General features: G+C 44.0%; 14 protein-coding genes and 1 tRNA gene. 4 read left to right on the top strand and 11 right to left on the bottom strand.

The annotated features are described in order from the left end of the window. Positions 1-12: 12 nt before the first annotated feature. On the top strand, positions 13-930 hold the full coding sequence (locus K4H28_RS01890) for a phosphotransferase (RefSeq protein ID WP_221006583.1): 918 nt from the start codon (positions 13-15) through the stop codon (positions 928-930). 131 nt (positions 931-1,061) lie between these two features. On the opposite strand, the gene recQ is transcribed toward K4H28_RS01890, so the two are convergent. The 8 genes from recQ to K4H28_RS01930 form a co-directional block, all read right to left on the bottom strand. Further along, on the bottom strand, positions 1,062-2,846 hold the full coding sequence (gene recQ / locus K4H28_RS01895) for a DNA helicase RecQ (RefSeq protein ID WP_221006585.1): 1,785 nt from the start codon (positions 2,844-2,846) through the stop codon (positions 1,062-1,064). Between the two features lie 119 nt (positions 2,847-2,965). Then, a tRNA-Ser gene (locus K4H28_RS01900) sits at positions 2,966-3,055 on the bottom strand. A 249-nt stretch (positions 3,056-3,304) separates the two neighbouring features. Then, a complete protein-coding gene (locus K4H28_RS01905; RefSeq protein ID WP_221006587.1) occupies positions 3,305-4,051 on the bottom strand; it encodes a tetratricopeptide repeat protein in 747 nt (248 codons plus the stop codon). An 80-nt stretch (positions 4,052-4,131) separates the two neighbouring features. Then, the gene (locus K4H28_RS01910) at positions 4,132-5,259 is read right to left on the bottom strand and encodes a hypothetical protein (protein WP_221006589.1); all 1,128 of its coding nucleotides are present in this window, start codon (positions 5,257-5,259) and stop codon (positions 4,132-4,134) included. Positions 5,260-5,351: 92 nt separating this feature from the next. Further along, positions 5,352-6,188, bottom strand: coding sequence for a tetratricopeptide repeat protein (locus tag K4H28_RS01915; protein WP_221006591.1), 837 nt, complete (start codon positions 6,186-6,188; stop codon positions 5,352-5,354). Between the two features lie 115 nt (positions 6,189-6,303). Further along, entirely contained in the window at positions 6,304-6,687 is a 384-nt protein-coding gene (locus K4H28_RS01920) for a hypothetical protein (RefSeq protein ID WP_221006593.1), read from the bottom strand. Positions 6,688-6,717: 30 nt separating this feature from the next. Continuing rightward, positions 6,718-7,608 (bottom strand): hypothetical protein, encoded by an 891-nt coding sequence (locus tag K4H28_RS01925; RefSeq protein WP_221006595.1) that lies wholly within the window; start codon positions 7,606-7,608, stop codon positions 6,718-6,720. 158 nt (positions 7,609-7,766) lie between these two features. Then, positions 7,767-8,690 carry a hypothetical protein gene (locus K4H28_RS01930; RefSeq protein WP_221006597.1) on the bottom strand — a complete coding sequence of 308 codons (924 nt, stop codon included), beginning with the start codon at positions 8,688-8,690 and terminating at the stop codon, positions 7,767-7,769. A gap of 140 nt (positions 8,691-8,830) precedes the next feature. On the opposite strand from K4H28_RS01930, the gene K4H28_RS01935 reads away from it, so the two are divergent. After that, positions 8,831-9,157: a helix-turn-helix domain-containing protein gene (locus K4H28_RS01935; protein ID WP_203571650.1), complete on the top strand. Its 327-nt coding sequence runs from the start codon at positions 8,831-8,833 to the stop codon at positions 9,155-9,157. 54 nt (positions 9,158-9,211) lie between these two features. Here the strand turns inward: K4H28_RS01935 and K4H28_RS01940 are convergent, their stop codons facing one another. Continuing rightward, on the bottom strand, positions 9,212-9,865 hold the full coding sequence (locus K4H28_RS01940; RefSeq protein WP_221006599.1) for an antirestriction protein ArdA: 654 nt from the start codon (positions 9,863-9,865) through the stop codon (positions 9,212-9,214). Positions 9,866-10,661: 796 nt separating this feature from the next. On the opposite strand from K4H28_RS01940, the gene K4H28_RS01945 reads away from it, so the two are divergent. Together K4H28_RS01945 and K4H28_RS01950 are read left to right on the top strand one after the other, a co-directional pair. Beyond that, the gene (locus K4H28_RS01945; RefSeq protein WP_221006600.1) at positions 10,662-11,603 is read left to right on the top strand and encodes a hypothetical protein; all 942 of its coding nucleotides are present in this window, start codon (positions 10,662-10,664) and stop codon (positions 11,601-11,603) included. Between the two features lie 349 nt (positions 11,604-11,952). Then, the gene (locus K4H28_RS01950) at positions 11,953-15,015 is read left to right on the top strand and encodes a UvrD-helicase domain-containing protein (RefSeq protein WP_221006602.1); all 3,063 of its coding nucleotides are present in this window, start codon (positions 11,953-11,955) and stop codon (positions 15,013-15,015) included. Positions 15,016-15,289: 274 nt separating this feature from the next. On the opposite strand, the gene K4H28_RS01955 is transcribed toward K4H28_RS01950, so the two are convergent. Together K4H28_RS01955 and K4H28_RS01960 are read right to left on the bottom strand one after the other, a co-directional pair. Then, the gene (locus K4H28_RS01955; protein WP_221006605.1) at positions 15,290-16,405 is read right to left on the bottom strand and encodes a helix-turn-helix domain-containing protein; all 1,116 of its coding nucleotides are present in this window, start codon (positions 16,403-16,405) and stop codon (positions 15,290-15,292) included. 12 nt (positions 16,406-16,417) lie between these two features. Then, complete coding sequence (locus tag K4H28_RS01960; RefSeq protein ID WP_221006607.1) at positions 16,418-17,014, bottom strand: hypothetical protein; 597 nt, start codon at positions 17,012-17,014, stop codon at positions 16,418-16,420. Positions 17,015-17,039 lie beyond the last annotated feature (25 nt).

A 17,039-nucleotide genomic window follows, 5' to 3' on the forward strand; every position in this document is an offset into this window, starting at 1 on the left:
GGAGTATGGCTAATGTTAATCGTCGATCAAGGGCCAGTGGCTCGCTTGTGCCATCAGTATTTGGGTGGCACACCACAAGAAATAGAGAAAATCACCGGCTTTTATGCGGATGTATTTTTGGTAAGAGTCGGCAAACTCCGAGCTGTACTAAAATGCTATCGCATGCCAGGGCAAGCCCAGCTTGAGGCGGATGGGCTTAATTTCTTGCGGCAGTATAGTCACGGGGTTGTTGTTCCTGAAGTCATTGCGATGCATACCCCTGGTGATTTGGGTGAGGCTTTGATTTTGACGTATGTGGATGGTATTCCAGCCAGTCATGCGCTGGAGTCACCGGTATCGATTGATCGCTTTGCCGATGATTGCACTGATCTATTGCTCAATTGGCATTCAATTACTCGCCCGATGGGATTTAGTGATTTGGATGGTCGTGAATACAATGACTTTGCGAGTAGTTATCGCACCTTTTTGGCCAACCGCGTTACATGGCTGCAAAGTAGTCTGGCCGCGCAGCGCTTAGGCTTACAGTTGCGGGAGCGAATTATTGCTTTGGCGACACGATTTGATAGCCTGCCATTTGGCGCAGAAGCGCTTCCTACTTTAATTCACGACGATTGCCATGCGGCGAACTTCTTGGTTGATCCCGATTCACATCGTTTGTGCGGCGTCATTGATCCGTGCCATGCGCGTTTTTCACACCGTGATCTGGATTTATTTCACCTGTCTGATGTGCGGCCTGATTTTAAATTGCTGCAAACCTACCTAGCTAAAGCGCCGCAAGATGAAGGCTTGTCGACTCGTTTGGCTTTTTTCAGTTTGTTTGACGACATCAAGCACGCTGCTGCAACGCACTGGGATGATGAAGAGTGGCTGTGGCGGAAAATTGAAAAATTAGAAACCAAACTCGCACAAGCGCCCAAGGTGATTGCTTAATTCATAATTGGGTTGCATAAGTCGCTTTGAAAAAAATCCCTCGCAATGCTGAGGGATTTTTTTGCCTTATGTTTTCATGTTTGAATGTGCTCAGGCTTAAACTTGGGGTGCAGTTTCACGCCTTGTTTGGCTTAGTTTTCATTGAGTACTTTTAAAAATGCATCGCCATATTTGTCCAGTTTGCGATCACCTACGCCGGATATTTTCGATAATTCATAATGATCGCGCGGATGGTGGCGAATCATTTCTTTCAGCGTCGCATCACCAAATACCACGTAGGCTGGCACGTCTTGTTCGTCGGCTAATTCTTTGCGTAGTCGACGCAGTGCGTGCCACAGTGCCGCTTCTTGCGGATTACTAAAATCGCTGTCTTTATCTTTGTAATTGAATTTTTCAGTGCGTTCCCGCAAATAGAGCGGTGTTTCACCTTTCAGGTAGGGACGTGCCGCATCGGTGAGCTGCAATCCCCCATGGCCTTCTGGCGCGAGCTGCAAAGCACCGCGTACTAAGAGTTGGCGATAAATCGCCCGCCAACTTGATTCATCCACATCCTTGCCAATACCAAATGTCGTAATTTTATCGTGTAGATGTTCTTTGACTTTGGGCGTGAGCTTGCCGCGCAATACATCGACCAATTGCCCTACGCCAAAACGATTGCCGGTGCGAAATACACAAGACAGTGCCTTTTGCGCTGCTGCACTCATTTCAACCAGTTTGGGTGGATTAAGGCAATTATCGCAATTGCCGCAGGGTGTGGTGGTTTCGCCAAAATAGGCCAGCAAGGTTTGTCGACGGCAATCTGTCGCTTCAACTAGGCCGAGCATTGCATCGAGTTTTTGTCGTTCAACGCGTTTTTGTTCGTCGCTGCTGCCGCCTTGCTCAATCATTTGCGCCAGCAACATCACATCGTTCAGGCCATAGGCCAGCCAAGTATTGGCAGGTAGACCATCACGGCCAGCGCGGCCAGTTTCTTGGTAGTAATTTTCAATGCTTTTTGGCATGTCTAAATGCGCGACAAATCGCACGTCGGGCTTATTGATGCCCATGCCAAAGGCAATCGTTGCGACCATTACCACGCCTTCTTCACGGATAAAGGTCTGCTGGTTCTTGGCACGAACCTCGGCATCGAGTCCTGCGTGATAGGGCAGGGCGCGGATTTCTTTGGTACGCAGCCACGCGGCGGTGTCTTCGACTTTTTTGCGTGATAAGCAATACACAATGCCTGAGTCGCGTTCATGTTCGCGGCGGATAAAGGTCAGAAGTTGATCGCGGGCGGTTTTCTTTTCAACAATGCTGTAGCGTAAATTGGGGCGGTCAAAGCTGGAAATATATTTTTTTGCGCCGTCTAGCCGCAAACGCAAGATCATTTCTTCGCGCGTTGCGTGATCGGCGGTGGCGGTCAGTGCAATACGCGGGACTTGTGGGAAATCATCCGCTAGCACCGACAAGGCGAGATATTCAGGGCGGAAATCATGACCCCATTGCGATACACAGTGCGCTTCATCGATTGCAAATAATGCAATGTGCGCTTGGCGCAGTAGTGATTGAAAGCGAATCGTCGTTAGTCGTTCGGGGGCGACATAGAGTAATTTGAGTTCACCTGCGACAAAGGCGCGTTCAACTTCCCGCGCTTCACTGGCATCGAGCGTGGAATTCAAAAAAGCGGCGGCAATACCGAGCTCAAGCAATGCTTCGACTTGATCTTGCATTAGCGCAATCAAAGGCGAGACAACGACACCGCAACCAGCCCGAACTAACGCAGGGATTTGGTAACACAGAGATTTACCGCCACCGGTTGGCATTAAAACCAGCGCATCGCCGCCAGCGCAAAGATGGTCGACCACATCCCCTTGTTGCCCACGAAACGCGTGGTAACCAAAAGTGTGTTCAAGGATATGGAGTGGGGTATTGGGCATCAGGGAAGTAATTGTACTCTGTTAAGAGAAAAAATCCCGCGCATCGTTGTTCTGCTTTGCCGTGTGATATGGACAGACGTAAAAAAGCCCTGACGCATCAGGGCTTTTTTACTTAATCTTGGCGGAAGCGCAGAGATTCGAACTCTGGGAGGACTCACATCCTCGACGGTTTTCAAGACCGCTGCCTTAAACCACTCAGCCACGCTTCCGTACTTGATAAAATACCGCAACCAATGCTGAAATTGTGATTCAATTCAAGGGTTTAGGTTTTTTTACTTTTCTTAATTCCTGCAAGTTCTAAAAGTTGTTTTTAAATAACTCTCAGCGCTGTGTAGCAATCGAGGTGCGTATTGTGTAGCAGTTGTGTAGCACTGTCAACAGAAAAGTTAATGTAGGTTGTTAGTCACGATTGCGGCCTCCGCTTCTAAGCAAAAGACCGTAGCTGAAAAGCAGCCATTTTACGATTGGTTAAGGTAGGCAGAAATAGCCTTATTTACATTATGTGGTTTGACTAATTCCGTAGCTAACCGCCGAGCTGCGGTGAGTTGTTTGGGGGAAAGTTTTTGTGCAATAGCATTTTTGTTTTCGTCATTTGTGAGCTCAATGTCATTTCCTTTGCTTTTGAATATCATGTCACTTGCACTTAGAAGCGCATAGGAAATTTCAAAATTCTTTGGTACGCCGTCACCAGTATCATAGAGGCTTGATAGCGATAATAGGCACCACGGATCCCCTAGTTCCGCACCTTTGAGATTCCAGCTGGCTGCTTTAGAGTAATTGATTGGAACTCCAGAACCCATTATGTAAAGCTTACCGAGGCTGTTCATTGCATTGGTATTACCCTGCTCAGCTGCTTTAATATACAAACGTCGAGCTTCGCTAACATTCTTTCGAACGCCATTACCATATTCATATAATTGGCCAAGTTCATATGTTGCTTCGACAAGCCCTTTACTTGCTGCTTTGCTTAACCATTTAAGCGCAAGACTGTAGTCTGTTTGTACTGCCTTATAATTATACCCAGCGTACATCTTTCCAAGTTCTAGTTGGGCCTTTGGATTGCCTTGATCAGCCGCCGTAGAAAATTCACTAAAGGCTGCACGATAATTTTTGGCATTATATGCCGCGATACCTTCATCGTATCCTGCGCTAGCTGGCGTTGAGATTAGGCCTGAAAGGAGTAGAGTAAATAGTTTGCGTTTCATTTTTATCCGTTCTATTTTAACTTATTAATTGGCTTTTTAAATTGTTAGGTTTTTTGGTAGTAACTGTTTTACCTTGGTGTTTATTTTTTAACTCTTATTGCGCAAAGAAAGTGTTCGCGTAACTTAATGTTGTATTTGATTTCTATTAAAGCGGACTCAGTGCAGTAGATTAGGGTTTCGTTGTGTCTGTCGATCAATTTCCAAGTAAATTCTTCGTTTTTGTCGTGGTCTATTTTTCTTTTTATTGTGTAGAATTTCTTTATTTCTTTTTCCTTTTCAATTTTTCTTGCTTCTTCCATTTTTTCGTCGTTTTTTGCGGAGTTGCTAAGTTCTTTTAATGCCGCTAGGTGCTTCTTTTTGTTTTCTTCTGTTTGGATAGAGTCAGTTGATTGTTGTTTTTTTGCTTGGTCTATTTGGCTTTTACTCGTAATTATTGAAATTGAGATTACTTTTGGATTTAAGAAGATATCAGTAGGGCTTGATATACTGGTTGAGCGTGAAGCTCCATCTAGTGTTCTTACGGAAACATTCCATTTTACTGGGTATACGCATTTTTTCTTTTCGAGACTATCACAGATACCTAAAAACTCAAGTCGGTAAGTTGGGTCAGAAACATAGAAACCACTTGGTGAATTTGGTGTTCTGCTTATTAGTGTTGAGTCTAGATTTGCTAGTGTTGAAATGAGTGGGTATTTTTTCGGATCGCCCATAAATGGCAGGTCTAACTTATACGCTGGTGATTTATATACATGGCCAGTAGCACTTCCTAATCTGAATCCAATATTAGTAGCGCCATCACCCTCATAGCTTAGATCAGGTCTAAAAGTGTAAATTTCAGTAATGATTGCATCATAGCCTGATACGAGGTCATAGCCTGATGCGCGGTTTCTAGATTTTCTATCCTCTTCTATTTGGTTAACGGCTGCTTTAAGAGTATCGTCTGGAGTTGGTGCTGCTAATCTTGGGAAGTTGCTGTTTATATCGGTTATAGCTATTTCTTTGTTAGCTTTAATTGTTCTAGGTTCCAAGCGACGAACTAATATCTGCACCTCATTTTCGTTTGCAAAAGTGCGCAATGATGTCTTTGTGATGTTGGATTGAGTTTTTAGATAATCTTTTGGGTATAGAGCTGGGCCTGAGCATGCAGATAAAGTAATTACCAAAGTAGGTAGAGTTAATTTTAATCCAATGGTTTTGATATATGTCACTTGATGTTCTCTTTTAAAAAGTAAAGGGCTGTTGAGTGGAGCTAATGCTATGAGTAGCTTTATTGAAATATTTGCACAAAAGATGAGTCGATTTAGATTAAGTTCCTGAGATAGGTATCAATTGCGCGTTTTAAATTATTGGGTCTGGCGATTTCTTGGCTGAGCTGCTTTGCTTCTGCAAGCTCTTGCGGGCTTAATTGCTCGGCTGCGAGTGATTTGCTTTTGGCTGTATTTGTGGTTGAGTCTTTGGCGGCCAGACTAAATAGTGCATAAGCCACTTCCCCGCTTTGCGGTACACCTTGCCCATCCATATACAGCTGGCCGAGATGGGCTTGCGCGATTGCCATACCCTGTTCGGCTGCTTTGCTGTACCAGTGAGCGGCAAGGGAATTATCCTGTTGCACGCCTTGGCCTTTGGAGTACATCAATCCAAGGCTAAATTGTGCTTTGGGCACTCCTTGTTCGGCGGCTTTGCGACACCAGCTTGCTGCTTGAGTAAAATCTTGCGGTACACCCTGACCCTTTGCATACATCACTGCGATATTGTATTGCGCTGTGTTTTCGCCTTGCTCAGCGGCTTTTCGAAACCAATTAAAAGATTGGGCATCATCTTGCGGCACTCCTTGCCCATTCATATACAACACACCAAGGTTGTATTGAGCAGTGCTGTGGCCTTGTTCAGCAGCTTTGCGATACCAATGGGTGGCTTGGGTAAAATTTTGTGGTACGCCACGGCCAGTCGCGTGCATTACGCCAAGGCTGAACTGCGCTTTGGGATTGCCTTGCTCGGCGGCTTTGCGAAATTCGCTAGCCGCCAAGACAAAATTGCTCGCATTATGTGCAGCCATCGCTTCATCAAAGCCAGCATTCGCTATATTGAACAGCAAATAAGCAAGTAAGACTGGCAGTAATGAGTGTTTTAAGTGCATTGCTTACTTTTAATAAATTAATGTGTTGAGGTTTTTAAGTGGTTGCTCATTTATTTTATTGCAGATGGCTTTTATTTAGCTCATGTATTCAATTCGCTTTGATGATATTAAATAATTACTTTCCCGTTAAAGATTTTAAATCTTTTTGAAATTGCTTCTCTTGCCATATCCATGCGTTTGGCGTGTTGCTGCCACCTTTGTCGTATGTTCTTAGCTGCATTGCTGTTGGGCTTCTATCCAAGGTTTGTTGCCAGTTTGCATCTTCTGCACATTGTTTTTGGCAAATAACCAGCGCGCCTTCTCGCCTTACTGCCATCACCTTACCGTTATTGCACATGTAATCATTGGCTTTTAGTTTGACATTACATTGTTGTGGATAAGTTAGGGAGGTTGGTTCAGGTGCATTAGGGTCTTTGACTGAAGATCCTAATCCTGAACATCCTCCTAGGTGAAATGCTACGATACAAGCAAATAAATTAAGGAGGCTGCTTTTTTTCACGTTATGTGTTCTCAATAAGATTAGTAGGTCTTATGAATTTTGGGCTGTTATTGGATGTGATTTTTGTTCTTGCTTCCATTTTATCCAGATAAAAAGCATTAATATCGTAGCAAAGATAGGAATTGAGAAATAAGCAATACCATACTCAATGGTCATACCATTGTTTAACGCGTCAGGATCTCTTAGAAATTTAGTGTGTTCAGTTATGGGGTAGATGATGGTAATTGCAATTAGTGTGGTAAGAAAAGATGCTGCTGATTTGTAAAAAATGTGCGTTAGTTTTGGTAGGGTTGGAGCAACGATTAAGGCTAGTAATGCAAGTAATGCTAAAAGGCGAATAATTACAGAGTAGTCGAAGAAGTTGAAATTCATTGTAACTGTTTTTCCTAGTACAGTTACATTAAAAATGCTGCCTTCTAGAATTAAGACATACAACAACGAAGTGCATAAAATAAACGCGATGTCTTTTCGTGTGTAAGGGCTTAAGCTTGATAAATTATTAATGCTTTCATTTTTTTCATGAAATAGGACTATTCCGAGAATTAAAAAAGATATATATGCAAATAGTTGTAAGTATATGCTCCAGCCAGCTGTAGACCCTAAAGATCCAGAGTAACCATTGAGTAAACTTATTGCTTGCTCTTGGACTATAAAATTTAATACGATGCCAACACTTGCAATTAAAACTGTCCACCAGCCTAAGTCGCTAATTTGCTCTCGTTTAAAGACCCGTAAAAATCCAGTCGCGATTGCCAAGAACGCTAAAATCGGCATTAGCCAAGAAATTCCGCCGACATGACTGATGTTGTTATATACGTACTCAACTTGTCCGTATGGTGTTGCTTGATAAGCTAGATTGCCAGAGCAAGCAATCAAAGCAATAAACCCTAAAGCTACAAAAATATAATTGATACGATTCATTGTGTTTATTCCAGTAAAGTCATGAAGGCGTGTTGCAAAGCAAATTGAAACTTTTCAGTTTCGCCATTCCGACGTAAATTTTTTATTAAACTTATCCCATAATCCGAAGAAAATACTATCTAGCTTCAACGGACTACTCGGATAAATAAATTACATGACTAGCTAGCCCCAGCACCTTTCAAAATGGCAATCACTTCTTCATCGGTAGCATAGCGGGATAAGGTTTTGCCGCTGGCATCTGCTGATTTCAGATCAACGCCGCGTGCTTTGACAAACAGATCGACGGTAATGACATCTCCCCGTTTGATCGCATCCACAAATTGATCTCGGCTTGAGTAGGTCAGCCCGATGCCTGTCAGCTCTTTACGAGCAGCCAGTGTTGCTTGGGTATTGCTGGCAGATTGCTTGTTTTTTTGCAGTTGTGCAGCTATAGGGTCTGCACTGACTATTTTGCCTTCCATCGCGGGTTGCAACTGGATCAAGGTTGCTTGCAAGCCCATTTTCTTCAAATCAGCGTCGATTTGATCCATTGTTGAAGCAACGAATTTGCTGCTGTCGCCTAGACCAATCGCCTTAGTCAACATTTTTCCTAGAAATGCTCCTGAGATTAATGAACTGGTGCCGACTTGCTCAGAAAAGCGTGCGTAATAGTTGATACGCATTCCAGTCTGATATGGGAATACGCAGGCCATCATCATGGTGCTGTCGCCAAATTGCGCCATGCTGTTGTCCATGGTGGTGATTTGGAAGTTATGACCATTGCAACTTGGCATTGGGATGGTGATGCCCATTACAGTGATACCTTTGAATTCCATTTTGCTCGGAAATTCTGGAGGTTCAGCGGCTTGTATTGGGCGAGTAGCGTGGGCTGAGGTGGCCTGTACGCGGATTGAGTCTTTTAACTGGTCGTAAAGGGCATCAGGATTGGTGACATTCGGAATGTCCCAAATCGCAAAGTATTCTTTGCTGTTGTTGGTTTCTTTGGTCACATCATCAAGTAGGCCAGCGTTTGCGCTAGATGCCAGTGCAAGTAAAGCTGCGGTGCGCAGGATGTTATTGTATTTAGTTGTGATCTTTCCCACTGTCCCATCTCCGAAAATTATAATTTTTGAAAACTTAGTTGTTGAATTCAACATCTTATGCTTTGTTTCTACAGTGCGTGAGCTTACATCCGAGAAAGAAGAAACTCAACATATGATGTTGAAATAATCGGATTGGCAACATGGCGGATTTAGCAAAAATTCTGGGTGAAAATATCAAGAAAGCTCGACAGGCTGCCAAGTTGACGCAAGAAGTACTGGCTGAAGCCATCAGCCTCGATTCTCGATCTATTAGTCGGATTGAGCGTGGCAATGCTTTGCCTAGCCTGAGTACGCTTGAGGCAATTTCGATTACGTTAAATGTAGGCTTGGGCGAGCTGTTCGAAGGCATGACGAAATCAAAAAGTGAAATTGCACAGGAAATTGAGTCCTTGCTAGCCACGCTACCCGCACAAAAACAGCAAGGCTTGCTTGAGCTGGTGCGTTCTATGGTTCGCATTGCAAAATAAAGTAGTAAATTCGGTTTTAAGCTCTGTGTATGCCCCTTGCGGGGCATTGCAGGTTTAGATACATGAAGCATTTGTTACGGTGTATGTGTCGCTACCAAAACGAAACTCGGCCAGATCGCCGTTGAGCTCACAATCGCGTGCCAAACTGTCATAGTCGATGTAGTTGCGTACAGCATCAGGAATGCTTGTTAGATAACATTCATCAAACAATTCAGCTGCGGCATCTTTAAGGCTGCATGTGGTAATGCAAACCTCGTCTATTTTTGCGATTGCGTCGTTAAGACAATAGTTCGCTTCGTGCACTAGATAGAACAGCGCCACTTTTTCGCTGGCGCTCATATCTTCGATTTCGTCAAAATATTGCGCAACGCTCGATTGATCTAGTTGCAGGGCGTTGATTAGTTCGGCATCGTCCGCTTCATTTAATTGAATTTCGTATTCTTCAACGGTATTTCCGTAGCAATCAATGTGCGACGCTGATTTAGCGGCAAATTCAGCAGTAGACGAAAAGTAAAAACCAACAGCTGATGTATTGTAAGGTTGAGCGAAAAAAGTAGTAGTCATGTCTGAAGCCCTTTGCGATATTGAAAATTGTTGCTCTCGCTTCGTTCTTCTCGCTCCCATGTGGGGGACGGGAGGGGCTAGTTTTGTTGGTGAGAAATAAGTAATGGCCGACGATATGCCAGCCATTTTGTTTAGTTTGCCCACGAAAGCCCCTCTCATCTATGAGTCGAGGGGCATTTTGCTGGGCAGATAAATGGTTGGCCGTTGGCTTGCTTCGATGATTTTGGCTGAGCTTCGAGTGTCGAGAGGTGTGCCACAAAGCAAAGCGGCTGGCGCAGCTGTTGACTTGAAGCGAAGTGCTATTGCAGTTTTAAAGCCCGAAGGGGCGAATTCCGCAGCAAAAATAGCCCGCTTTATGGCTATTTGCAGCGTCGTGGAAGGCGATGCTCGACGCCTACGACGAGTACGTGCACGGAGGAGCTAATGAATTCATTAGGTTGAGCAATAATTGAGCTTGCGAAATTTTGCGACTCCTGATGGAAAGCCATCCCAATGGCTGGTCATTAGCTATGGTCAGCATGACAGGGGGGCTCCGCCAGACCGAGACAATGTTACGGAACCCAGTTTCCCCGGGGAAAATGAAGGTGAGCGTTAATTGATGATGGGCTTTGAGTGGAATTTCTCAAAGCCCATCGTCATATGTGACGAGGTCTGGCCGCCCCCCTTGGCAAAAAACTAGGTCGCTGAGGCCCCAGCCGAATTCGAGATGCCGCGTCCAGCGGAGAACATCGCGATTGCCCGACGTTTTGCGCAGCAGGTTTGTTTAGCTATGCCCGTATATCAGCTCGACAGGGCTGTTTATATTGAGGGGGAATTCGGGATTTTGATTTTGACGTGTTTTCCCTGCGTTTTTTCAGCTCATTTCATGTGATTTGCTTAGAAGCGGCAAGGCTCCGATGTTTGTTGCTATACGTAGTTTCAACAAGATTAGGAGATTCATATGCAATACATGCAACTTACCCCTGCCGATAGAAAGGTAAACCTGCTAGCGGGGTTTGCTAAGTTTGGTTTTTTAAGTTTTGATGAGGCATGTGCCATTCAGTGCGGCAATATCAAAACGACAAGAAGTGATTTGGCATACCTTTTTCGGCAAGGATTATTGGCAAAAAGAAAAATCACTGGCTTTAGGCCAGACATCATTTTCATTACGAAGAAGGGCGCAAGTTTCGTATCTACGCATTTTGAAACTGGTGTGCAGCATTATGCTGATTATGCCAAGACAAGCATGGGGCGAGCGATTCATAGGGTTTACACCGCAAATATTATGTTGGCAAGGCGATTGCAAATCACTGCCCGTCGGCTAGAAAAGACAGTGAATACCTCGGTAAGCGGAGTGGATGCACTCAGCAAGGTTAATCGACTGCTGACAAGAATATCGCTGGTGTCTGAATTGGATTTTTATGCGGATAAGAATCGGTACATCTGCAAGGGTAAGCTTGCAGATGGCCTCATCGTGACGCAGTCTGCTAATCCGAGTGAACCTGCCGCAGTGACTTGGATCGAGAACGAAAAAACACCAAAAGGCCAGAAACAATTTCGTCATCTGGTTACTTTTTTGACCGGTATTCGACTGGATAAGTGTCAAGCTATCCAAGGCAATCGTGCATCACAACTGCAGGCTAGTATTCCGCTGCTGCATGGTGCAGCGCAACTCAAGAGTGTGGCGTTTTACGTGAATTCATCACCTCTAGGTGCAGGGGATTTTGCTGCTAGGTTACAAAGCAGGATGGATGACGAATCCTATGCCTATCTTACAAAAAATCAATTTATCAAGTTTGTACCATATCGATTAACAGATTATTTGCATCATGCTAGTCCAACGGCTGCAGTGATCGCAGCAAGTCCATTGCTTGATAAGAATTATTCTTTGGTCTTTGATTAAAAAATAATTCTTTCCCTATACTCAATAGGCCATACACTGCAATGCAGCTTAATTTGATTGTACGCAGATATTTGATTTCGACTTCGTGTCGGTAATAGCCCCGCCAAAATTGGCGGGGCTATTATTTTTGGCTAACTTCATCATGAACAAAACTTCTGGCATATACTTTCAATTGCAGCAATCAAATCTAGAGAGATTTTAATGAACGCGCAAAAAAACACCAACCACCTGTCAGTGGTTGGATCGAGGGAGGGGCGGAAGTGAGGGGAATCACGTCTATGTAGTGTAGCGATTACTTGGCGTTTTCAGCGTTCCACCCCCAATTAAATAATCCAAATGGAGGGGAACTATGACTAACGATTCAAAATACAAATACATAAACCAAAGCATTGTTGAGCGAACTAACTGGGGTAGGCCTGAGATCCGAGCTGCCGCGATTGAAAAAGCCAATCAGTCTCTTGAGTATATTCAAACCCATTTCAGCCATCGTGAACTGGAAAACGTAAATTTCCTTATTCCAGAGCATCACATCTTGCGTCTAAAGGACGAGATTTTTGACTTATTCCCGTCATTTGCGAGTCTGTACCAGCAGAAAATTTTTATCCCGCCAACATTAAAATGGTTGCTCGACAAAACGACAAATCCGAAGAGCTGGCGAAGGCTGTACAGGGCGAATGTGCTGCAAGCAGTTGAACTTGCCGCGCAAAAAGCAAAGCAGGTCGGTGGTGATTCAGGTCAGTCTTACGCCTCTAAGGCGGCAATTGCCCATAAGAAATTGCAAATCGATGCTCGTCGTCAGTTTGCTAAAAATCGAGTCCTATTCGACCCAAAAAAAGCGGCAAAATGTGTAATTACACAGCAAAAGCCGGATAAAAAATTTGCTGAATGGTATTGCCAATTGCTGGCAATGAAATTACTCGCCGAGCATCAAGGTTTGACTTGCGGGGGTATGATCACGATCAGCCTCCCTCCGGAGTATCACTCAAATCCCCAAAATGCCAAAGATGACTCTAGTCCCGTGAGATGGACTTCCGAGTATACGATCAAGCAGGGCGCAAAACTGATTACGGACTATTTCAATGCGGTCAAAGCTGCGTTATTGAAGCGAAAAATCAAATTGCTTGCCGTCAAAGTGGAGGAACCACAAGAGGATGGTACTCCACATTACCATATTGTCATTTGGTATAAGCCTGAATGGTTTGATGACATTAAGTACCAATTGGTGATGAATTTACCAAGGCTATATGGCGATAGGTGCAAAATTACAGGGAAAGGTTTCAGCTTTAAAAACAATATAGGATTGGTTATTGCTACGCGTTCTGCTGATATTGTCCAGCGTAATGATAGCAAGTTGAAATATCAAATCAACAATAGGCAGGGGACTGTGTACGGCATTCACAATGACATGCCATCACAAGGCTATGCTTTTGATTTGAACAAAGGTGGCGGCGGGGTAAGGTTTGATTTGGGAGCAACCCCAAGCGGAATAATCCCACCTGAACAGCTTTCGCCAATATCTGGAATACAGTCTTTGATTAGCTATTTGATTAAGTACATATCGAAAGGGCTTCCGAAGTCTGGAGAACTTACGGAAGATGTTCTGGCGGTGATGGCACATAGAAGTGCTCACGGACTGAAGGCGATGCAAGCATCGGGGATTCCTGATGGTTCGCTAGGTATTTGGGATGTGGCGTTGCATACGCCTGATCATATTTTAAAAACTTTGGAAGATAGGCAGACGAAAAATAAGCAAACTGAAATCTTGATCAATGTGATCAGGCATTGCAAAAAGCTTCCTTCGGCATGGTCGAACCCGAATGATGAAGTGCAGTTTCATACTAGGCTCTTCGAGCTTTGGGTTTGGATGCTCGATAATGCGGATACGTACAAAATTGAAGTATTGAAAGATATTCAGATTGATAAATCACGTAGCAAGACCATTGGCCTAATGGTTTACAACGCGAAAACACTTGATCAGTTGATGCATAGTAGTTCTGCAAAAATTAAAGTCAGTCAGCTACAGAGGGAGATGAAAAGCTTACATAAAAAAGTGCTTGACTGGACGGAAGCTAAAAAGGACATCTCCTCTTTGCAGCAAGAGCTGTCAAAGAAAAGACTACAGCTTAATCAGCGTAAGCACAGGCTTCTTGTTCGAAAGAATAAGCAGAAATTAGCTATTGCAACTACGGTTAAGACCAAATTTGGCGATTATCAAATTACTACGAATAACCATCGTGATGGCTATATGACGTATTTAGAACAGCTACGTACATTGGCAACGGAATCTGATAATCAAAATAAGGGCGGTAATGTCGTGTCCGTTTTAAATGAGCCAAATTATACAAGTGTGGGGCAAGACTCAGTTTTAACAATCAATCATACACAATCGTTGATTGCACATGCAGTTCTCGGTACGTGCGCTGATTCAGATTTAGCTCAGCAGGTTGCTATTCATGCGCCTATTGGTAAAAACCATGCAATTATGGCTGCAGCGGGTTCGGGAAAGACTTATGTGCTAATCCAAAGAGTGCAAATCATGATGAAAGCTGGGGTATCTGCTTCATCAATACTTGTCACGACGTACACAAATGAAGCGGCTGACGAATTAAAGAAAAGATTGGCTCGATTTGGAATAACAAGAGTGAGAGTTGGGACTTTGCATTCTATAGCCGGATCGTTGCTTACAGAGCATGGTAGCTCTAAAAGTGTTATTGGGTATGATCAACTTATTGAACAAGCAGCCAAAATTGCGGTGCCAAGATTTCATATCCTCGCTGATGAAGCTCAAGACTTAGACGCCAATCAATGGCAGTTGCTGCAAGCGATGGGAATGTCGATCTACGCAGTTGGCGATACAAGGCAATCTATCTATGGATGGAGAGGGGCGAACTCTGCCCAGTTCACTGATTTCCTTCATTCCTGCGGGAGTGACTTTTTCGGTACATCTGGTCGTATTGTGATGGCGCACAGCAGAAGGTCATGCGCCGCTATTATTGGGCTTGCCAACAGGCTTTCGGAGCAATATACGCCTTCTGTTGCGATAAAGCAGGGAGGCTCAGTAATTACCAAGCAGTGTAAAAATGAGGCCTCTGAGCATGAGCAGATATTTGCCTTCGTTAAGGATAGTCAGGGTAAATCATTGGTGGTAACGAGAAGCAATACTGAGCGATTGCATATCAAAAAACGTCTGTGGTCAAAAGGCTTACTGGACAAAGCTGACGTTATGACTATTCATGCGGCAAAAGGAGCGGAAGCCGACAATGTTGTTCTGCGTTGTGGACAAAGGAAACGTGCAGAAGTCGATGGTCTTGAAACAACGAACGAATGGTACGTGCGTATCACAAGAGCAAAGACGAATTTGTTGATTACTGCGGTGGGGGGCTTACCGGTAGCGATTTCGAAGGCTTTATAAAAAGTAATTTGGGTGCTTTTTTGTAAAAAGAGCCCATGCTTACGTACTCTTGGCCAGTTAGCTATCCGTTCTTATCGGATATCGGCGCTAGCAACTGATGCATTTATTCAGTGCTTGAGAGGCAACACCCGACCCACTGCTGATGCTAATGCATCGAGACCACGAGTGGCTAGTTGGGAAGTAAAGCTGCCGCTCAGAGTGCAACTCTCAGCGGCAGTGCCTCGGCCTTAGCAGAAATTTTCGCGAGGCTCGACATTGTCTAGTCGTCAAAAAACTACATTTTATCCCGCGAGGAGCGAACTGCAGTCAAGGAAATCACGTTATTTATTTTCGGTGTCTGGAATGCAGAGTCACCAACAAATTCAGCTAGAATCTCTGGAGTTACTCCCAAGACAAAAGCCAAATCACTTATAGAAACGCCAAGCTTTTCATTTAGTGCAGCAATTGCCTTGTGAATTAATTGAGGTTGCTCAACCAGAATAAGGTCATCTCCTTCCTCTTTAGTAGCTTCTCCTTTTCTTTTTAATCTTATCACTCCCGTCTTGTACTGTTCTTCAGTTAGAAGTCCAAGTTGTTTCGCTCGATATAGAATCGCAGCCTTGCTAACCTTCCAAGTCTGCTTGAACTCTGAAATACCAGCCCAGTCAATTCGACCACTTTTGGGTCGAGGAAATAAACTCGCCATCGAGATGCGTGGAAGCAGGAGAGCAGAGGCAAAACGATTTGCCTCTGACTCTGTAACACGATCTCCAGTAACAACTCCCTCGTGCATGACCAAGTGCCCCACTTCGTGCGCAATGTCAAAACGAAGGCGGCATGGAGACTCTTTGGCCAAACTACGAACAATTATTGGTCGTTTAAGAGGAATAGAAAGAGCATCTATTTCTGTTGATATCGAGTCAAAAGAAGTAACAAATGCACCCATGCGTTCAGCCAGTCGAGTCATATTGGCAATAGGGCCGAAACCCAGTCCCCATTCTGTTCTGCATCGTTCTGCTGCTCGTTCGATATCTTCTGTGCTTGCAACTCTTATCGAAGGAAATGCAACGGGTGGCAAAGTTAGTTCTGAATCAAGAAAATCTACCAATCTCCTAAACACCTCAGCTTTAGCAAGAGCAGCAAGCTTTGTTGAAACTTTGGTGGAGGATAATTTACGAAAATGTACTTTCTCTTCGCCAATCAGCGGGATCGACTTAGGAATAAAAAAAGATGGCAAAACCCCTAGAGATTTTGCCAAAGCTTCATTCAATTCATCGGTTGGCTCAGTACTACCCATTTCTAGCTTATGAATATATTGTCGAGTTTTTCCTGTTTGCTCGGCAACATAGTCAAGAGAGAAACCATGAAACAGTCTGGCCAATCTCAAATTTGACCCATCAAAGGATTTCATAGCATCACTTCATTACTCTGAACCGGTATTTTTTTCTTCTTTCCGGTATTGTTTCCCTACTTCAATCTCATCAAGCATAATTTCAACTGACTCTGGTGCAGTTGAATCGACAGATTGAAGAACTGTTACCCTGTCACCATAAACCCAGTGACTAACTGGTTCTTCAAAATCATTGTATCCAATGAAATGAACACGAGCCTCTTCCTCATCATTTTCTGGTTTCTCTATTACAAAACGATGGAGACTTGGAATGTCCGAACTAGGCGCAAAAAGACAATCAACTGCATTGTGTCTGAAAAAGCCTCGTTTCTTTGGGCTATCAGGATTGTCTGAGAAAAATCGAACAGGTATACCATTAATCTCAAACGTTAGATCCATGTTTGGATTAGTTAGCTTCAGCCAAGAATAACGACCCGAAACGCACATCTCAGTGAGACGATTCTTTTGACGAGCAAAGGTAGTAGTGCCTCTTGAATAGTTATCATCTAGTGGTGTGCTGAGCTGCTTTTCTGTGTCATAAAGAACATTCAAGAGTTCAGTTGCAACCACGCGAAGGCAGTTTTCTTCAAGGCTGGGAAGAAGCTCCCAAGGAAGTCGAGTATCTGCCATGCGCAACATCTCCAATTGGTGCAGG

This window comes from Deefgea tanakiae, assembly GCF_019665765.1.
GTDB lineage: Bacteria > Pseudomonadota > Gammaproteobacteria > Burkholderiales > Chitinibacteraceae > Deefgea > Deefgea tanakiae.

Bases quoted from the DNA above. Each gene is read 5' to 3' on its own strand.
- K4H28_RS01950 (WP_221006602.1), top strand. From the start codon at position 11,953: ATGACTAACGATTCAAAATACAAATACATAAACCAAAGCATTGTTGAG.
- K4H28_RS01960 (WP_221006607.1), bottom strand. From the start codon at position 17,014: ATGGCAGATACTCGACTTCCTTGGGAGCTTCTTCCCAGCCTTGAAGAA.
- K4H28_RS01925 (WP_221006595.1), bottom strand. From the start codon at position 7,608: ATGAATCGTATCAATTATATTTTTGTAGCTTTAGGGTTTATTGCTTTG.
- recQ (WP_221006585.1), bottom strand. From the start codon at position 2,846: ATGCCCAATACCCCACTCCATATCCTTGAACACACTTTTGGTTACCAC.
- K4H28_RS01905 (WP_221006587.1), bottom strand. From the start codon at position 4,051: ATGAAACGCAAACTATTTACTCTACTCCTTTCAGGCCTAATCTCAACG.
- K4H28_RS01945 (WP_221006600.1), top strand. From the start codon at position 10,662: ATGCAATACATGCAACTTACCCCTGCCGATAGAAAGGTAAACCTGCTA.
- K4H28_RS01955 (WP_221006605.1), bottom strand. From the start codon at position 16,405: ATGAAATCCTTTGATGGGTCAAATTTGAGATTGGCCAGACTGTTTCAT.
- K4H28_RS01890 (WP_221006583.1), top strand. From the start codon at position 13: ATGTTAATCGTCGATCAAGGGCCAGTGGCTCGCTTGTGCCATCAGTAT.
- K4H28_RS01935 (WP_203571650.1), top strand. From the start codon at position 8,831: ATGGCGGATTTAGCAAAAATTCTGGGTGAAAATATCAAGAAAGCTCGA.
- K4H28_RS01915 (WP_221006591.1), bottom strand. From the start codon at position 6,188: ATGCACTTAAAACACTCATTACTGCCAGTCTTACTTGCTTATTTGCTG.